A 12925-nucleotide genomic window follows, 5' to 3' on the forward strand; every position below is an offset into this window, starting at 1 on the left:
AAAAATCAGTGCGCCGAAGGCTGCGCCATCAATCGCTCTGTCGCGCTCAGCGCGCCATCCAGTCCGTTCAGAGCAAAGTTGATCGTCAGGACACCATCGAGCAGTTTGCTGATTTGCATATGCCCTTCCTTTCCATGACGAAGGACGCGCACCTGCTGATCGTTCAGTTCCAGAACCGATAGACAACCCGTCGCAATGCAGCTCTGCCAGACAAGGGTCAGAGGGGGATTGCTGTCTGCAATCAGATGGGAGGGTTTGACCAGCGATAGCCCCAACGGCGTCATGAGCGTCAGACGCCAAGGACGGCTTGCTATCGGCATCTTGGCCGCATCCGGGGTCGCTTTTGCCAGAATCACTCCTCCGATGGGCACGTCTTTCTTGTCGGCCTCCTGCTTGAAGAGACGTTGCTCGACCGAACAAATATTCGGCGCACCATTCAGAGAACCAGCGGGATAGATGCAACGATAGGTCCAGTCGCCGACCGATCCAGAAACAGTCGCAGGAGAAGCTGCCGGCGACGCCGGGCTTGTCTCTTTTTCTACGGCAGCAAAACATGGGGCTGCCGCAAACACCCCTGCAAATACGGAGAGGAGAGAAAGACGCGCAATACTGCGTTTCATTATAGATACACCTGCAACATTTCTGTTGCCCTGCGCCTTACGCTTTTTCCATTATAAAAACAGTATTAAAATCCGCCCCAACATCAATCCTAATTGATCTTTAACGATATTGTCGAACATTAATGAGTATTGATAATTTTATTAACGATAACGCCGCACGGTTGAGGCTTTCGCCATAAGCAGAAGAGCTGTCGACGAGTACTTGAGGCCCGATCAGTCTCGTCATGACAAAGGATGGACACGCTTCCCGCTGAGCTTTCGTCTTATTGAGGAAATGCTGCTCGAACCGGGTATAGTCATCTCACACGAGACGATCCGTCGATAGAGCCTGAAGTTCGGTGCAGCCTATGCCCGCTCCCTGCGACGCAGGAAGGCCCAGCCTGGCGCTATTTGGCATCTGGACGAAGTGCAAATCGTGAGCCGTGGAAAGCCTCACTGGCTGTCGCGCGCAGTCAATCAGGATGGCTATGTTCTCGACGAAATCCTGCAGCCCCGTCGCAACACCAAAGCAGCCAGAAATCTGCTGACCCGGCTTTTGAAACGGCAGGGGGTGCGCCTCAGTCGCATGATCACTGACAAGCTGAAATCCTATGGAGCAGCGAGACGAAAACTTGGTGCCTCGATCGGGCATCTCTCGCATAAGGGTCTGAACGACAGGGCGGAGAACAGTCATCTGCCCTTGCGAAAACGCGCACGCATCATGCAGAAATTCCGCTCACCGGGCGGGTCTCAGCGCTTCGTGTCCGTCTTCTCAGCTATCCGGGATCTCTTCGTCCCGTCCGCCTCCATCACCATCGCCTTTTCCCTGCACATCCGTCGTATCAGGGCCTTCGCTCAGTGGGGCAGCGCGATCGCTCTCAGCGCCTGAAGATCTCTTTCTCGGGCGTCGCCTACCTCACATCAGTTAACGTGACAGCACCACCCGATCCGATAACGCCAGGCCCAGGAAACGCATGAGGGATAGACGGTCGTTGATCAGATACTCCGTCCGTTCACCGGAGAGATTGCTCAGTGTCTGGATCCCCAGGATCTTGAACATCAGTACCGGATCGAACGGTGGACGCCCGCCTTTGCTCCCGTCTGAGTAAGCCAGAGCCTTCTCCAGATCAGGGCGGAACGCTTCGAACTCCAGAGTCCGGGAAAACGCTTCGAGCTGATCACCAAGCCCGCTTAACCGGGCACGCCGCTCGTACACATCGAAGAAACCCGGCTGCTTCGTAAGCCCCCCCAACATTACTGCTGGGATAGAATTACACCAGCAACCCCAGACCAAAGGGGTTTTTGGAACCCTCCAGTTGTATGTCGCAGGCGGCAAACCAAATCGATCAGAAGTAGAGCCGCCCCCGGAGATTCATCAGAAACCTGCTTCGCTAGCGTAGCTGATCCAAGGCGGTCCCTACGCCAACCCGCGTCTCTCTCAATATCGCGACAGACAGTAGGCGCACCAAGCGGCGGCACCCTGCCTTCATTCCATCAAGCCCTGAACAAAATCTGCAAATTGCCTTGCCTTTGCGGTCATCATTCTCCCCGTGGGGAAGACAGCCCACAGGTCGATATCAGGCAAAGACCACGCCGGAAGCAGGCGCGTTACGGCGCCGCTCTCCAGTTCAGGGGCAAACATCCAGTCCGAGGTGATGGTCAGGCCCATATCAGCGAGGATTGCTGCCCGCAGGCCTTCGGCAGCGCTGACCCTAAGACGCCCCGCAACGGACACCGAGACGGCCGAGCCATCCCTGTGAAATGACCAGACATTGGGGAGCTGACTGTAAACAATCGCGTTGTGATCAGCCAGATCGGCAGGGACCAACGGCATGCCCGCACGCGCCAGATAGGCTGGTGTGGCCAGCACCGAACGTTTTCCTGTCGCCAGCTTGCGTGCGACCGCCGAGGAGTCGGCCAAAGCCCCCATACGCAACGAGATATCGACCCCCTCGGCCACGAGATCGATCATACGGTCATCAAGCAGAATATCCACATCGAGCTGCGGATGCGCATCGAGAAATGCCGGTAGCCGCGGTATGATGTGCAGTCGCGCAAATGTTGTCGCCGCCGATACACGCAAACGCCCGGACAGGCCGCTCCCTGCACCGCGCGCGGCCAGCTCCGCTTCGTCGGCCTCCTGAAGCGCATTGCGTGCGCGTTCATAATATGCCTGCCCCGCTTCGGTGGGTGTGAGGCCATGAGTGGAGCGTATGAGCAGGCTGACCTGTAGCCTCGCTTCGAGCTGTGCCACGATTTTCGACACAGCGGGCTGACCAACATGAAGCTGCCTTGCCGCCGCTGAGAATGAACCCGTCTCGACCACACGCACGAACGTGGTCATCGCCTGATATCGGTCCATCCTATTCCTCCCGGGAATGATGCTTATCGCATCGAGCGATCTGCCATGCCCAGTGAAACAGAGGCAAACCAGACCTGCAACCCGGTCAGCATCGGGGAAGGATGGAGCAGGCTTCAGGATGATCGTTCATTTCACCAACGCCGTATCAACACGACCGGTGTCGCATTTCATCTCGGCCTATCAGCTCACGGGTGACCTGCCACAAGCCATGGTCGCCGCCCTTCTCCCGGCGCTCTCCGCTCTCCTTGCAAAACCTGATGGAGGAACCGCTCATGATTGAGGTCTACGCTTTCGCGACTCCCAACAGCGTCAAGGTCACCATCGCGCTGGAAGAGCTCGATCTCCCCTCTGCGCTACACGGCATCAATATCCGGCAAGGCGAACAGGGTACCACGGCCTTTACGACGCTTAATCCCAACCAAAAGGTTCCCGTACTGATTGATCACGACGCGAGGGATGAGAAGCTCGTCCTCACAGAGTCAGCAGCCATACTCGTATACCTGGCTGAAAAAACCGGCCACCTCCTCCCTGCAACCGGGGCCGAACGGGCGCGCGTTTTCGAGCAGCTTTTCTTTCACGCCTCTGCCCTGAGCCCCGCCTTCGGCCAATCGGGTTTCTTCCAGCGTTTCGCCAGCGAGAAACTGCCTCTCGCGATCGAGCGCTTCGACAAAGAGGCAAAACGCGTCCTGCATGTGCTCGACACCTTGCTGGCGCACCGGGATTTCGTGGCAGGCGATCATTTTACTATCGCCGATATTGCCCATTTCGGTTGGCTCTGGCGGCGCAGTTTTCCCGACCTCACCCTCGATGACACCCCTCATATCGCCCGCTGGTACGAGCGGATTGCGGCCAGACCTGGCGTTCAGCGCGGTATCGCCCGGGTTGAGACGCTCGCCGCCCCAAACTGATCCTCTTCTGATCGCTCCGAGGTTATTCCCATGAACAAACTTTTTACGCCCTTCAATGCCGGGGCGCTGTCGCTCGGCCACAGAATCGTCATGGCACCCCTTACGCGCATGCGGTCGGACCATACTGGCAAGGCCAATGCCCTCATGGCGCTGTATTACAGCCAGCGCAGCTCACCCGGCGGTCTTATCATCTCAGAGGCAACACCCGTTGCGCTCGAAGGATACGGCTATGCCGGCGCGCCGGGCATTTATGACGACTCCCAGATAGACGGGTGGCGCAAGGTGACCGAAGCCGTTCATGCACGCGGTGGCAAGATTGTCATGCAGTTGTGGCACGTAGGGCGACAGTCGCATCCTGATCTGCAGCCAGGTGGTGCAGCCCCGGTCGCGCCCTCTGCTATCCAGGCAGAAGGTGACGCCTATACGCCCAGTGGCCCTGTCCCGTTTTCCATGCCGCGTGCCCTTTCGCTGGAGGAAATTCCCGCGGTGATCGAGCAGTTCAGGGAAGGTGCCGCAAGGGCAAAGCAGGCAGGTTTTGATGGCGTGGAAATTCATGGCGCCAATGGCTATCTGCCAGACCAGTTCCTGCAGGACGGTACCAACCACCGCACCGATGAGTATGGTGGCCCGATCGAGAACCGCGCTCGCTTTCTGTTGGAAGTGACACAGGCAGTCATATCCGTCTGGGGGGCAGACCGCGTGGGTGTTCGCCTGAGCCCAAGTGGCACCTACGGCTCGATGTCAGACAGCAACCCCAAAGAAACCTTCGGTTATGTGGCGGAGCAGCTGGACAGGCTCGGCATCGCCTATCTGCATGTGGTTGAACCCCGCATCAAGGGCACGGAACTCATCGCCGAGAGCGAACCTGTGGCCGCGCGTGATCTGCGTGAGAGATTTCGGGGCACGCTGATCGCGGCAGGTGGGTTCGACAAAAACAGTGCCGCAGCCGTGCTCGCATCCAGTGATGCCGATGCCGTCGCCTTCGGCCGGCATTTCATCAGCAATCCCGATCTGCCTGAGCGCCTGCGCGGGGACCTTGCTCTGACAAATTACGACCGCTCGACCTTCTACGGCGGCGATGCTCGTGGCTACACCGATTATCCCTTCTTTGACGCCTCGACAGCAGAGCAATAACCACCGCGGTTATTCCACCAGGGAATGACCATTAGTCGTATCTGCCATCATCCCTCCGGTACGGCGACCTCCTATCGTCAGATCCGTCACCAGATTTCAAGGAAACGAACCCATGACACTTCAGGCAAAGCTCGACGCCTTCAAGACCGATTTCGAAGCCGGAAAGCCCCCCTACAACGTTCCGCATAGCGTCATCGAAACCATGCACCGTGCCACCGCCGAGCTGGTTGCGTCCGGCGCTGCGGAAAAAGCCCTCAAAGCCGGAGACAAGGCACCTGTTTTTACGCTGAACGACCCCGAGGGTAACCCTGTCTCTTCTGCTGATCTTCTGGCCAAGGGGCCTTTGGTCATCAGCTTTTATCGCGGTGTGTGGTGCCCTTACTGCAACATGGAATTGCAGGCTCTCGAAGCGGCACTTCCCTCATTTCGTGAGCTTGGCGCCCATCTGATCGCAATCTCCCCGCAAACTGCGGTGAACAGCCGAAAATCAGTCCGCCAGAATGAACTGCAATTTCCGATCCTGTCTGACACGCATAATGACGTCGCCGCGCAGTTTGGCCTTCGCTTCACCCTGCCTGATTATCTGATTGAGCTTTACAAGAATCTCAAGAACGATCTGCCCGGTTTCAATGGTGACGACAGCTGGACGCTGCCCATGCCTGGCCGCTTCGTCATTGGTCAGGACGGCGTCATTCTCTATGCCGAGGTCAACCCGGATTATACGCGTCGCCCGGAACCTGCCGACATGCTTCCTGCCCTGCGCCACGCTACCCAGTCGGCCGACTGATCGCTCCATCCATACCGCCCCGGCTCGCGCAGGGGCGGAGTTTTCACTGAGGATACGGAGAGAGATATGCGCTCCAATGACATGGGCAATAGCTTCACTCGCCATTTGATGGGTGACGAACAATCCGCCAAGCTCATCGCGGCATCACAGTCAGGAACTTTCGGCGCAGCCATAGCCGGGTATGCACTCGATCATGTCTTTGAGGACATCTGGACACGTGAAGGGCTCGATCAGGCGCGTCGAAGTCTCATCACAATGACCGTCATGGTTGCGCTGCGCCAGCCCCATGAATTCGGCCTCCATATGGGTTTTGCGCTCGATCACGGTATGAAGCTGAAGGAAATAGAGGAAGCTTTGATACAGATGCTCCCTTATGTCGGCTTCCCCGCCATTTCCGGTGTCATGCCTGTCGCTGCGAAGATCATTGCTGAGCGTGGACTCGACAAAAGCGAAGAGTATGAAGGCCATCGCGGTCTGCTCTGAGCCCTCACCCAAGTACTGTACCCTGCCGGTAGAACGGGCCTCGTCTCGCGCTCCCGATGACATCCAGCCTGCGGCGTTCACGAACCTCTCTGCGCCCGTCTCACGCTTCGTGAGTCCTTCACGGCAATCTGCCTTCGAAAAGGAACAGCTATGACGAAACTTCATCGAAAAACGGCCCTTGTGACCGGAGGAAGCAGCGGGCTCGGGCTTGCCATCGCAACGCGTTTCATCGCTGAAGGCGCATTTGTCTATATCACCGGTCGGCGACAGGCCGAGCTTGAGCGGGCTGTAGCGACATTGGGCAGTCAGGCCGCCTCTATACAGGCAGATGTCAGCCTTCCCGGCGATATCGAACGCATGGTGGAAACGATACGGCGTGAACGTGGGGCTATCGATATTCTGGTCGCCAATGCCGGCATCGTTCTGCCTCAAACACTCGAACAGGCAACACAAGCCAATTACGATCGGACGTTCGATATCAACGTAAAAGGCCTGTATTTCACGATCAGCAAGGCACTTGGCCTGTTGCGGTCTGGCAGCTCAGTCATCCTTGTCTCATCCATCGCTGCCAATAAGGGTGTGCCTGGCTATGGCACATACAGCGCAAGCAAGGCTGCAATACGCAGCCTGTCCAGAACCTGGACGGCCGAACTGGTCGAACGCGGCATACGGATCAATACCCTCAGCCCCGGACCGTTCGACACACCGATCATGGACAGCCAGGCCGATACGCCGGAAGGTGCCGAAGCCGTCAAGCGTCAATGGGCTGCAGCCGTGCCCATGAAGCGATTGGGGCAGCCAGAGGAACTTGCTGCGGCCGCGCTCTTTCTGGCTTCTGATGAAAGCAGTTATGTTGCGGGCATTGACCTCATTGTCGACGGTGGTGCGGCCGCGGTCTAGGGCTCCGTGATCACCACAGGATTACAATCACCAGTACGGTGGAGCGTGAGCAGAACCCGCCCATACTGCCAATCAGACTGACATGGTTTCGCAAGGGTGAGCTATCATGATCCGTTTTTATTTCCATCCTACGCCCAACCCGGCGAAAATCGCCCTCATGCTCGAGGAAGCCGGTTTGCCCTATGAGGCCATACCGGTCGATACCCGCAAGGGTGATCAGCATGACCCGGCGTTTCTCGCGATCAACCCCAATGGCAAGGTGCCTGCCATTATCGACACCGAAGGTCCTGCGGGCCCGGCAACACGCGTGTTCGATTCCAATGCAATATTGCTCTATCTTGCTGAAAGGACCGGGCAATATCTCGGGACCCCCGCGGACCGGCCTGAATTGCTGTCATGGTTGATGTTTATCGCATCCGGGCTTGGGCCTTTTTCCGGTCAGGCAGTGCATTTTCAGCATGCAGCGCCCGCCGGGCTGGACTACGCCGTCAATCGGTACAGGCGCGAGGTCGAACGACATTACACAGTTCTCGACCAGCACCTCACAGACCGCCGTTACATCGTGGGCGATACTTTCACGATTGCCGATATGTCTGCCTGGGGCTGGCTTGAGCGTGCGCCCCGTGTGCTCAAGGAAGATTATCCGCTCGAGCGCTGGCCTGCACTTGATCGCTTCATGCACGACATCAACGCCCGCCCGGCCGTGTCGCGCGTACAGGCGCTGATGAAGAGGCACGCATTCAAGACAGATATGGACGATCAGGCACAACGGGCCCTCTTCCCATCCAATTTCCCTATCCACAATCGGGAGCAGCTCTCATGACCGCTTCGGAAAACTATGCACCGCCCAGCGTCTGGACATGGGACAAACAGAATGGTGGCAAATTTGCCAGCACCAATCGCCCTGTCGCCGGGCCGACGCATGAAAAGAACCTCCCCGTAGGGCGTCACCCGCTCCAGCTGTACTCACTGGCTACGCCCAATGGGGTAAAGGTGACGATCATGCTGGAGGAACTCCTGGCCCTGGGACATGAGGGGGCGGAATATGATGCCTGGCTGATCAATATAGGGGATGGCGATCAGTTCGGATCGGGCTTTACAGCCATCAACCCGAATTCCAAGATCCCGGCGCTGGTTGACCAAAGCGGGGGCACCCCCCTGCCCGTCTTCGAATCAGGATCGATCCTGCTTTATCTCGCCGAGAAATTCGCGGCTTTTCTGCCTCGGGATGTTCCATCGCGTACGGCCTGTCTGAACTGGCTTTTCTGGCAGGTCGGCAGCGCACCCTATCTCGGCGGCGGCTTTGGCCATTTCTATGCCTACGCCCCTGAGAAGATCGAATATGCAATCAACCGGTTTGCCATGGAGACCAAACGCCAGCTGGACGTTCTCGACCGGCAGCTTGCCAGGCATGAATATATAGCAGGCGACACCTATACAATCGCCGATATGGCGATCTTTCCCTGGTATGGCGGCCTTGTTGAAGGCTGGCTCTATAATGATGCTGCACAGTTTCTGAGCGTTCAGGAGTATTCCCATGTGCAGGCGTGGTCAGCCCGGTTGCTTGAGCGCCCTGCTGTCCAGCGGGGCCGGATGGTGAACAGGCTCTCAGGCCCGCTCTCTTCCCAGCTTCGCGAACGCCATGACAGCTCGGATTTCGAGCTTAGAACGCAGGACAAGTTGCCGAAAGACAGCGCGATCTGATCGCTTCCACCCCGCCGCATCAGGCGATGCACCCCGCATCGCCCGGAACTACCAGCGTATCAGCCACGGCAATACCAGACGCGTGCTGCAGGCCACCAGCGCACAGGCCAATGAATACCAGACGACGAGATAAAGCGGGTCATCAAAGGGGCAGGCAAGAGCAAAGACGAGCGCACCAAAAGCCGCGCCGGCAATGCCAGTAACCCACGCCGTTCCGCGCACATCAACCGGTGCGCCGCGGCGCACGATAACACCCAGCGCGAGGACAGCGGGCAGAGCAAGCTCTACGATCTTGCGTGCACAGACCATGCCGTGCGCCGGATCAAGCCTGAGCCATAAGGCCTCTGGCCCAGCCTGAAGCGCGTCCACAAGCCAGCCAAGAGCAAAAAGAACAAGAGCGGTCACGCCCAGCCAACGCAGCCCCTGCCGGGGCGAACGCGTCGGGTCGAGCGAGACCAGCGCCGAAGCGCCGCCCAGCCCGACGATCAGCAGCAGCCCGATTGCCTTCCACCAGAAGCTCATAATGTGCATGGCATGGGGCATGTCAGGGCGCATCAGGCCAAACCCGAGCACTGCACCAATCTCGACCCCGGCGAGAACCGCGAGGGTCAAGGCATCGCGCCAGAGCGAGCGCCTCCGGACGGGGCGAAGATCGGTTACAAACTGCTCGATCAGGGGATCATTCACCATCATTGCCTCCCATCACCAGCGTGCTCATACGACTCAACCCACGATGGATATTGACCTTCACCAGCGTCGCGGATTGCCCTGTGCGACGTGCTGCCTCCTCTATGCTCAAACCCTGCAACTTCACCAACCTGATCGCTTCTGCTGGCCCCGGCTTCAACTGCGCCAGAAGCTTTTCCAGTGCATGAGCCGTGGTCACCTGTTCCTCGTGATCGCCCACAGCCACCGTCTCATCAAGCAGGGTCGTTTGTGTACGTCTCGCGGCCCGGAGGCGATCAATCCATTTGTAACGCGCAATGGCCGCAATCCACGGGCCGAATTTCTGGGAAGGATCGAAGGTGTGACGCTTCTCATGCACCGCCATAAGGGTGTCCTGCACGGCATCATCGACCATTGAAAGCGGCAGGCGTTTGAGGAAAAAACGACGCAACCATGCCTGTGCCTCGCCCAGCACCAGGCGATAAGCCTGTGCATCTCCTGCCTGCGCGGCCTCCATCCAACGGCTCCAATCCGCTTCTGTCAAAAATCTGCTGCCTTCATGCGTGACCGGAGATCATTTCCTACCGCTATCATTTGACATACGTAAAGACCCAGGTGCCGTAGAAAGTGCGAGGACCGGCTCTGTCCGCCAGCTTGCCGGAAAGCTGGCACGCAGTGCGTCCAGCCGCGGGGCATCATAGGTCTAGATGTAGATATTATGCGGATAACGCGCGGCAAAATTCTGATGCTCTCTTTCCGCCCCGGTAAACGCCTTGTCAGGCTGAACATGCGTTGCAATGGGCTGGGCAAAGATATGGGCGGCATCAAGCTGCGCGATATAGGCCTCTGCCTCGCGCGCCTGTTGCGCTGTGCGCGTGAAGATGACGGAACGGTATTGTGGCCCCGTATCGGGGAATTGCTGGTCGATCTGCGTCGGGTCCAGTGCCACGGTGAAGAATATCCGCATCAGCGTGCCAAAGCTGACGAGGGTGGGATCATACTCGACCTCAACCGATTCCGCATGACCGGTATCGCCTTCGCTGACGCGTTCATACTGGGCCGTGTCACGCGCTCCACCGTCATATCCGGCTCGGGTGGCTGTGACGCCTCGCACATGCTGGAATATGCTCTGCACCCCCCAGAAACACCCTCCCGCAAAAACGACGCTGGATGGGGTCATCCCCGGACGGGAATCATCGGGGGATGCCGTCATCTGCCCGATGGGTTTGTCGTTACCGGTCTTTGCCACGATAACGGGCTCAGGCAAGGTCGGATAGGCAGACGCCCTTGAGGTAGCCTCGTGCAGAATTCCATAAAGGCTGAATGTGGCGAGCGCGACGCCAAGCACGTTTTTTCTGATCATCATGCGAACTTTCAGACTGGCCTGAAGGTAAGGGCTGCGCCGTTCATGCAGTAGCGCAATCCGGTCGGTTGGGGACCGTCATCAAAGACATGGCCAAGATGACCACCGCATGTCGCGCACCGTACCTCCGTGCGCTCCATGCCAAGACTGTCATCCCCACGCTCCTGAACAGCATGGGGCAGCGCTGCCGTGAAACTTGGCCAGCCCGTCCCGCTTTCGAACTTGCTGCGTGAGTCAAATGCCGGCGTTGCGCAGCCTGCGCAGGCAAACCGCCCCTGTCGGTGTTCGTTCAGGAGCGGGCTGGACCAGGGTGCCTCTGTGCCAGCCTCGCGCAGAATCTCGAATTGCTCCGGTGTGAGCAGGCGCCGCCATTCAGCAGCACTATGCGTCACGGGATAAGGTTCTGCGCCCCAGGCGCGGCCCGACAGAGCCAGACAGACTGAAGCAAGGCAGAATTGTCGACGCGATGTCATGAACTTCGCCCTTTTGCTGAATTTCACTCCATCCTTCGTGCTGCACCGTGCAGAGGTTACGGGCAGCCACACTGTTTTTTTTTCGTTCCGTGCCGTAACTTTTAGGGGCCTGCGCACGAAGGAAGCTCTGCCAGCCTCCAGAAGACTCAGGGAACGAACTGCCATGTCACGATCGCGACGCGCGCCCGCACCGATCATACGCCTCACCCATTGGGCAGGCGCGCTTGCCATGCTCGTCATGATTGGTAGTGGCTGGCAGATCTACAACGCCTCCCCTATCCTGCCTTTCGAATTCCCCGCTGCCATCACTCTTGGAGGCTGGCTTGGCGGCGGCATTGCCTGGCATTTTGCTTCCATGTGGGTGCTGATGGGGGCGGGGCTGGTTTACGTCGTGTATGGCGCCGCAAGCAGGCATTTTCGCAATGACCTGCGCCCCGCAGGATCGCGATCTGTGGTGAGGGATATTGGGCAAGCCCTGCGCCTGAAGCTCTCCCACAAGGCCGGTCACTACAACGCCGTGCAACGTGCGCTCTACACGGTCGTGCTTGTGGTGGCTGTGCTGACGGTCACGACGGGCCTTTCGATCTGGAAACCCGTGCAACTTGGATGGCTGACCTGGTTGTTCGGAGGCTACGACATTGCCCGGTGCATCCATTTTGCCATGATGAGCCTGATTGTGGGCTTTCTTTTGCTCCATGTCGCGCTTGCCCTGATGGTGCCTGCCACCTTGTGGGGCATGGTGTTCGGGCGACGTATGCCAGATAGCGACAAGGAGAGCGCATCATGAGCCCGCCGAAAATCGACCGCGCCGGTGTCGCGCCTGAGTTGCGCAAGCTCGAACGCAGGCTCTTCCTGCGGAACAGTCTTTCGCTTGGTGGGCTTTCCCTGCTGTCAGGCTGCGCATTGGACGATAATGCGTCGGTGGAACACGCCCTCAGCCTGATGTCACGTTTCACCGACCGGATGCAGGCGCTTCTTTTCAGCCGTCAGCGCCTCGCAAGGGAATTTGACCCGTCACGCATCACACATCCCTTTCCATTCAATGCCTATTATGACGAGGGCGACATAAGGCTCGTCGAGACTTCATCCTGGCGGCTGGAGGTGAGCGAGCTTGTTTCAGACAAGAGCCCCTGGTCCGTCGCCCGGTTTCGTACCCTGCCGCAGAAAAGGCAGATCACGCGACATATCTGCGTGGAGGGGTGGAGCGCTATCGGAGATTGGTCGGGGGTTCCGCTCTCTGTATTCCTGCAGCATGTCGGGGCCGATCTACGGGCAAAATATGTGAATTTCCGCTGTTTTGATGATTACAGCACGAGTATCGATATGGCGACGGCACTTCATCCGCAGACAATCATGGCGCTGGATTTCGGCGGGAACCCTCTCCCACCCGCCTATGGCGCCCCGATGAAAATCCGCATCCCTACAAAACTCGGCTACAAAAACCCGAAATATCTCGCCTCTATCGAGGTCACGAACCATTTCCCGGGCGGATATTGGGAAGACCAGGGCTATGACTGGTTCGGCGGCTCATAAAAAATCACGCAGG

General features: G+C 58.3%; 16 protein-coding genes and 2 pseudogenes. 11 read left to right on the plus strand and 7 right to left on the minus strand.

What is annotated here, in order from left to right:
• Positions 1 to 5: 5 nt before the first annotated feature.
• Positions 6 to 620, minus strand: coding sequence for an invasion associated locus B family protein (locus Asbog_RS06920; RefSeq protein WP_062164571.1), 615 nt, complete (start codon positions 618 to 620; stop codon positions 6 to 8).
• 241 nt (positions 621 to 861) lie between these two features.
• On the opposite strand from Asbog_RS06920, the pseudogene Asbog_RS06925 reads away from it, so the two are divergent.
• Positions 862 to 1488, plus strand: a pseudogene (locus Asbog_RS06925) (IS6 family transposase); the annotation flags it as partial.
• Between the two features lie 51 nt (positions 1489 to 1539).
• Here the strand turns inward: Asbog_RS06925 and Asbog_RS06930 are convergent.
• Positions 1540 to 1854: pseudogene (locus tag Asbog_RS06930) on the minus strand (transposase); the annotation flags it as partial.
• Positions 1855 to 2085: 231 nt separating this feature from the next.
• Positions 2086 to 2961, minus strand: a complete 876-nt coding sequence (locus tag Asbog_RS06935; protein WP_062164574.1) for a LysR family transcriptional regulator — start codon at positions 2959 to 2961, stop codon at positions 2086 to 2088.
• 118 nt (positions 2962 to 3079) lie between these two features.
• Here Asbog_RS06935 and Asbog_RS14510 point away from each other — a divergent pair, with 118 nt between their 5' ends.
• The 8 genes from Asbog_RS14510 to yghU all read left to right on the plus strand — a co-directional run bounded on the left by Asbog_RS14510 (position 3080) and on the right by yghU (position 8877).
• A complete protein-coding gene (locus Asbog_RS14510) occupies positions 3080 to 3241 on the plus strand; it encodes a hypothetical protein (RefSeq protein WP_158625400.1) in 162 nt (53 codons plus the stop codon).
• Complete coding sequence (locus Asbog_RS06940; protein ID WP_062164575.1) at positions 3234 to 3869, plus strand: glutathione S-transferase family protein; 636 nt, start codon at positions 3234 to 3236, stop codon at positions 3867 to 3869. Before Asbog_RS14510 ends, Asbog_RS06940 begins: the two co-directional genes overlap by 8 nt.
• A gap of 30 nt (positions 3870 to 3899) precedes the next feature.
• Positions 3900 to 5003 (plus strand): alkene reductase, encoded by a 1104-nt coding sequence (locus Asbog_RS06945; RefSeq protein ID WP_062164576.1) that lies wholly within the window; start codon positions 3900 to 3902, stop codon positions 5001 to 5003.
• Between the two features lie 112 nt (positions 5004 to 5115).
• The gene (locus tag Asbog_RS06950; protein WP_062164577.1) at positions 5116 to 5790 is read left to right on the plus strand and encodes a peroxiredoxin-like family protein; all 675 of its coding nucleotides are present in this window, start codon (positions 5116 to 5118) and stop codon (positions 5788 to 5790) included.
• 66 nt (positions 5791 to 5856) lie between these two features.
• Positions 5857 to 6273, plus strand: a complete 417-nt coding sequence (locus Asbog_RS06955; protein ID WP_062164578.1) for a carboxymuconolactone decarboxylase family protein — start codon at positions 5857 to 5859, stop codon at positions 6271 to 6273.
• 150 nt (positions 6274 to 6423) lie between these two features.
• Positions 6424 to 7173, plus strand: a complete 750-nt coding sequence (locus Asbog_RS06960) for an SDR family NAD(P)-dependent oxidoreductase (RefSeq protein WP_062164579.1) — start codon at positions 6424 to 6426, stop codon at positions 7171 to 7173.
• A gap of 106 nt (positions 7174 to 7279) precedes the next feature.
• The gene (locus Asbog_RS06965) at positions 7280 to 7996 is read left to right on the plus strand and encodes a glutathione S-transferase family protein (RefSeq protein WP_062164580.1); all 717 of its coding nucleotides are present in this window, start codon (positions 7280 to 7282) and stop codon (positions 7994 to 7996) included.
• Positions 7993 to 8877, plus strand: a complete 885-nt coding sequence (gene yghU / locus Asbog_RS06970) for a glutathione-dependent disulfide-bond oxidoreductase (RefSeq protein WP_062164581.1) — start codon at positions 7993 to 7995, stop codon at positions 8875 to 8877. The genes Asbog_RS06965 and yghU overlap by 4 nt, the downstream gene beginning before the upstream one ends.
• A 48-nt stretch (positions 8878 to 8925) precedes the next feature.
• On the opposite strand, the gene Asbog_RS06975 is transcribed toward yghU, so the two are convergent.
• From Asbog_RS06975 to msrB, 4 genes are all read right to left on the minus strand, one after another.
• Positions 8926 to 9570, minus strand: a complete 645-nt coding sequence (locus tag Asbog_RS06975; protein ID WP_083510763.1) for an NrsF family protein — start codon at positions 9568 to 9570, stop codon at positions 8926 to 8928.
• Entirely contained in the window at positions 9557 to 10087 is a 531-nt protein-coding gene (locus tag Asbog_RS06980) for a sigma-70 family RNA polymerase sigma factor (protein WP_025841758.1), read from the minus strand. The genes Asbog_RS06975 and Asbog_RS06980 overlap by 14 nt, the downstream gene beginning before the upstream one ends.
• Before the next feature lie 159 nt (positions 10088 to 10246).
• Positions 10247 to 10909, minus strand: a complete 663-nt coding sequence (msrA, locus tag Asbog_RS06985; protein ID WP_231944678.1) for a peptide-methionine (S)-S-oxide reductase MsrA — start codon at positions 10907 to 10909, stop codon at positions 10247 to 10249.
• Positions 10910 to 10917: 8 nt separating this feature from the next.
• Positions 10918 to 11379 (minus strand): peptide-methionine (R)-S-oxide reductase MsrB, encoded by a 462-nt coding sequence (gene msrB / locus Asbog_RS06990; RefSeq protein WP_062164583.1) that lies wholly within the window; start codon positions 11377 to 11379, stop codon positions 10918 to 10920.
• A 163-nt stretch (positions 11380 to 11542) separates the two neighbouring features.
• Here msrB and Asbog_RS06995 point away from each other — a divergent pair, with 163 nt between their 5' ends.
• Together Asbog_RS06995 and Asbog_RS07000 are read left to right on the plus strand one after the other, a co-directional pair.
• Positions 11543 to 12166 (plus strand): cytochrome b/b6 domain-containing protein, encoded by a 624-nt coding sequence (locus tag Asbog_RS06995; RefSeq protein ID WP_062164584.1) that lies wholly within the window; start codon positions 11543 to 11545, stop codon positions 12164 to 12166.
• Entirely contained in the window at positions 12163 to 12912 is a 750-nt protein-coding gene (locus Asbog_RS07000) for a molybdopterin-dependent oxidoreductase (protein ID WP_062164585.1), read from the plus strand. Before Asbog_RS06995 ends, Asbog_RS07000 begins: the two co-directional genes overlap by 4 nt.
• Positions 12913 to 12925 lie beyond the last annotated feature (13 nt).

Origin of the sequence: Asaia bogorensis NBRC 16594, from assembly GCF_001547995.1 — a bacterium.
GTDB classification, from domain to species: domain Bacteria; phylum Pseudomonadota; class Alphaproteobacteria; order Acetobacterales; family Acetobacteraceae; genus Asaia; species Asaia bogorensis.

Bases quoted from the DNA above. Each gene is read 5' to 3' on its own strand.
- Asbog_RS06920 (WP_062164571.1), bottom strand. From the start codon at position 620: ATGAAACGCAGTATTGCGCGTCTTTCTCTCCTCTCCGTATTTGCAGGG.
- Asbog_RS06935 (WP_062164574.1), bottom strand. From the start codon at position 2,961: ATGGACCGATATCAGGCGATGACCACGTTCGTGCGTGTGGTCGAGACG.
- Asbog_RS14510 (WP_158625400.1), top strand. From the start codon at position 3,080: ATGATCGTTCATTTCACCAACGCCGTATCAACACGACCGGTGTCGCAT.
- Asbog_RS06940 (WP_062164575.1), top strand. From the start codon at position 3,234: ATGATTGAGGTCTACGCTTTCGCGACTCCCAACAGCGTCAAGGTCACC.
- Asbog_RS06945 (WP_062164576.1), top strand. From the start codon at position 3,900: ATGAACAAACTTTTTACGCCCTTCAATGCCGGGGCGCTGTCGCTCGGC.
- Asbog_RS06950 (WP_062164577.1), top strand. From the start codon at position 5,116: ATGACACTTCAGGCAAAGCTCGACGCCTTCAAGACCGATTTCGAAGCC.
- Asbog_RS06955 (WP_062164578.1), top strand. From the start codon at position 5,857: ATGCGCTCCAATGACATGGGCAATAGCTTCACTCGCCATTTGATGGGT.
- Asbog_RS06960 (WP_062164579.1), top strand. From the start codon at position 6,424: ATGACGAAACTTCATCGAAAAACGGCCCTTGTGACCGGAGGAAGCAGC.
- Asbog_RS06965 (WP_062164580.1), top strand. From the start codon at position 7,280: ATGATCCGTTTTTATTTCCATCCTACGCCCAACCCGGCGAAAATCGCC.
- yghU (WP_062164581.1), top strand. From the start codon at position 7,993: ATGACCGCTTCGGAAAACTATGCACCGCCCAGCGTCTGGACATGGGAC.
- Asbog_RS06975 (WP_083510763.1), bottom strand. From the start codon at position 9,570: ATGATGGTGAATGATCCCCTGATCGAGCAGTTTGTAACCGATCTTCGC.
- msrA (WP_231944678.1), bottom strand. From the start codon at position 10,909: ATGATGATCAGAAAAAACGTGCTTGGCGTCGCGCTCGCCACATTCAGC.
- msrB (WP_062164583.1), bottom strand. From the start codon at position 11,379: ATGACATCGCGTCGACAATTCTGCCTTGCTTCAGTCTGTCTGGCTCTG.
- Asbog_RS06995 (WP_062164584.1), top strand. From the start codon at position 11,543: ATGTCACGATCGCGACGCGCGCCCGCACCGATCATACGCCTCACCCAT.
- Asbog_RS07000 (WP_062164585.1), top strand. From the start codon at position 12,163: ATGAGCCCGCCGAAAATCGACCGCGCCGGTGTCGCGCCTGAGTTGCGC.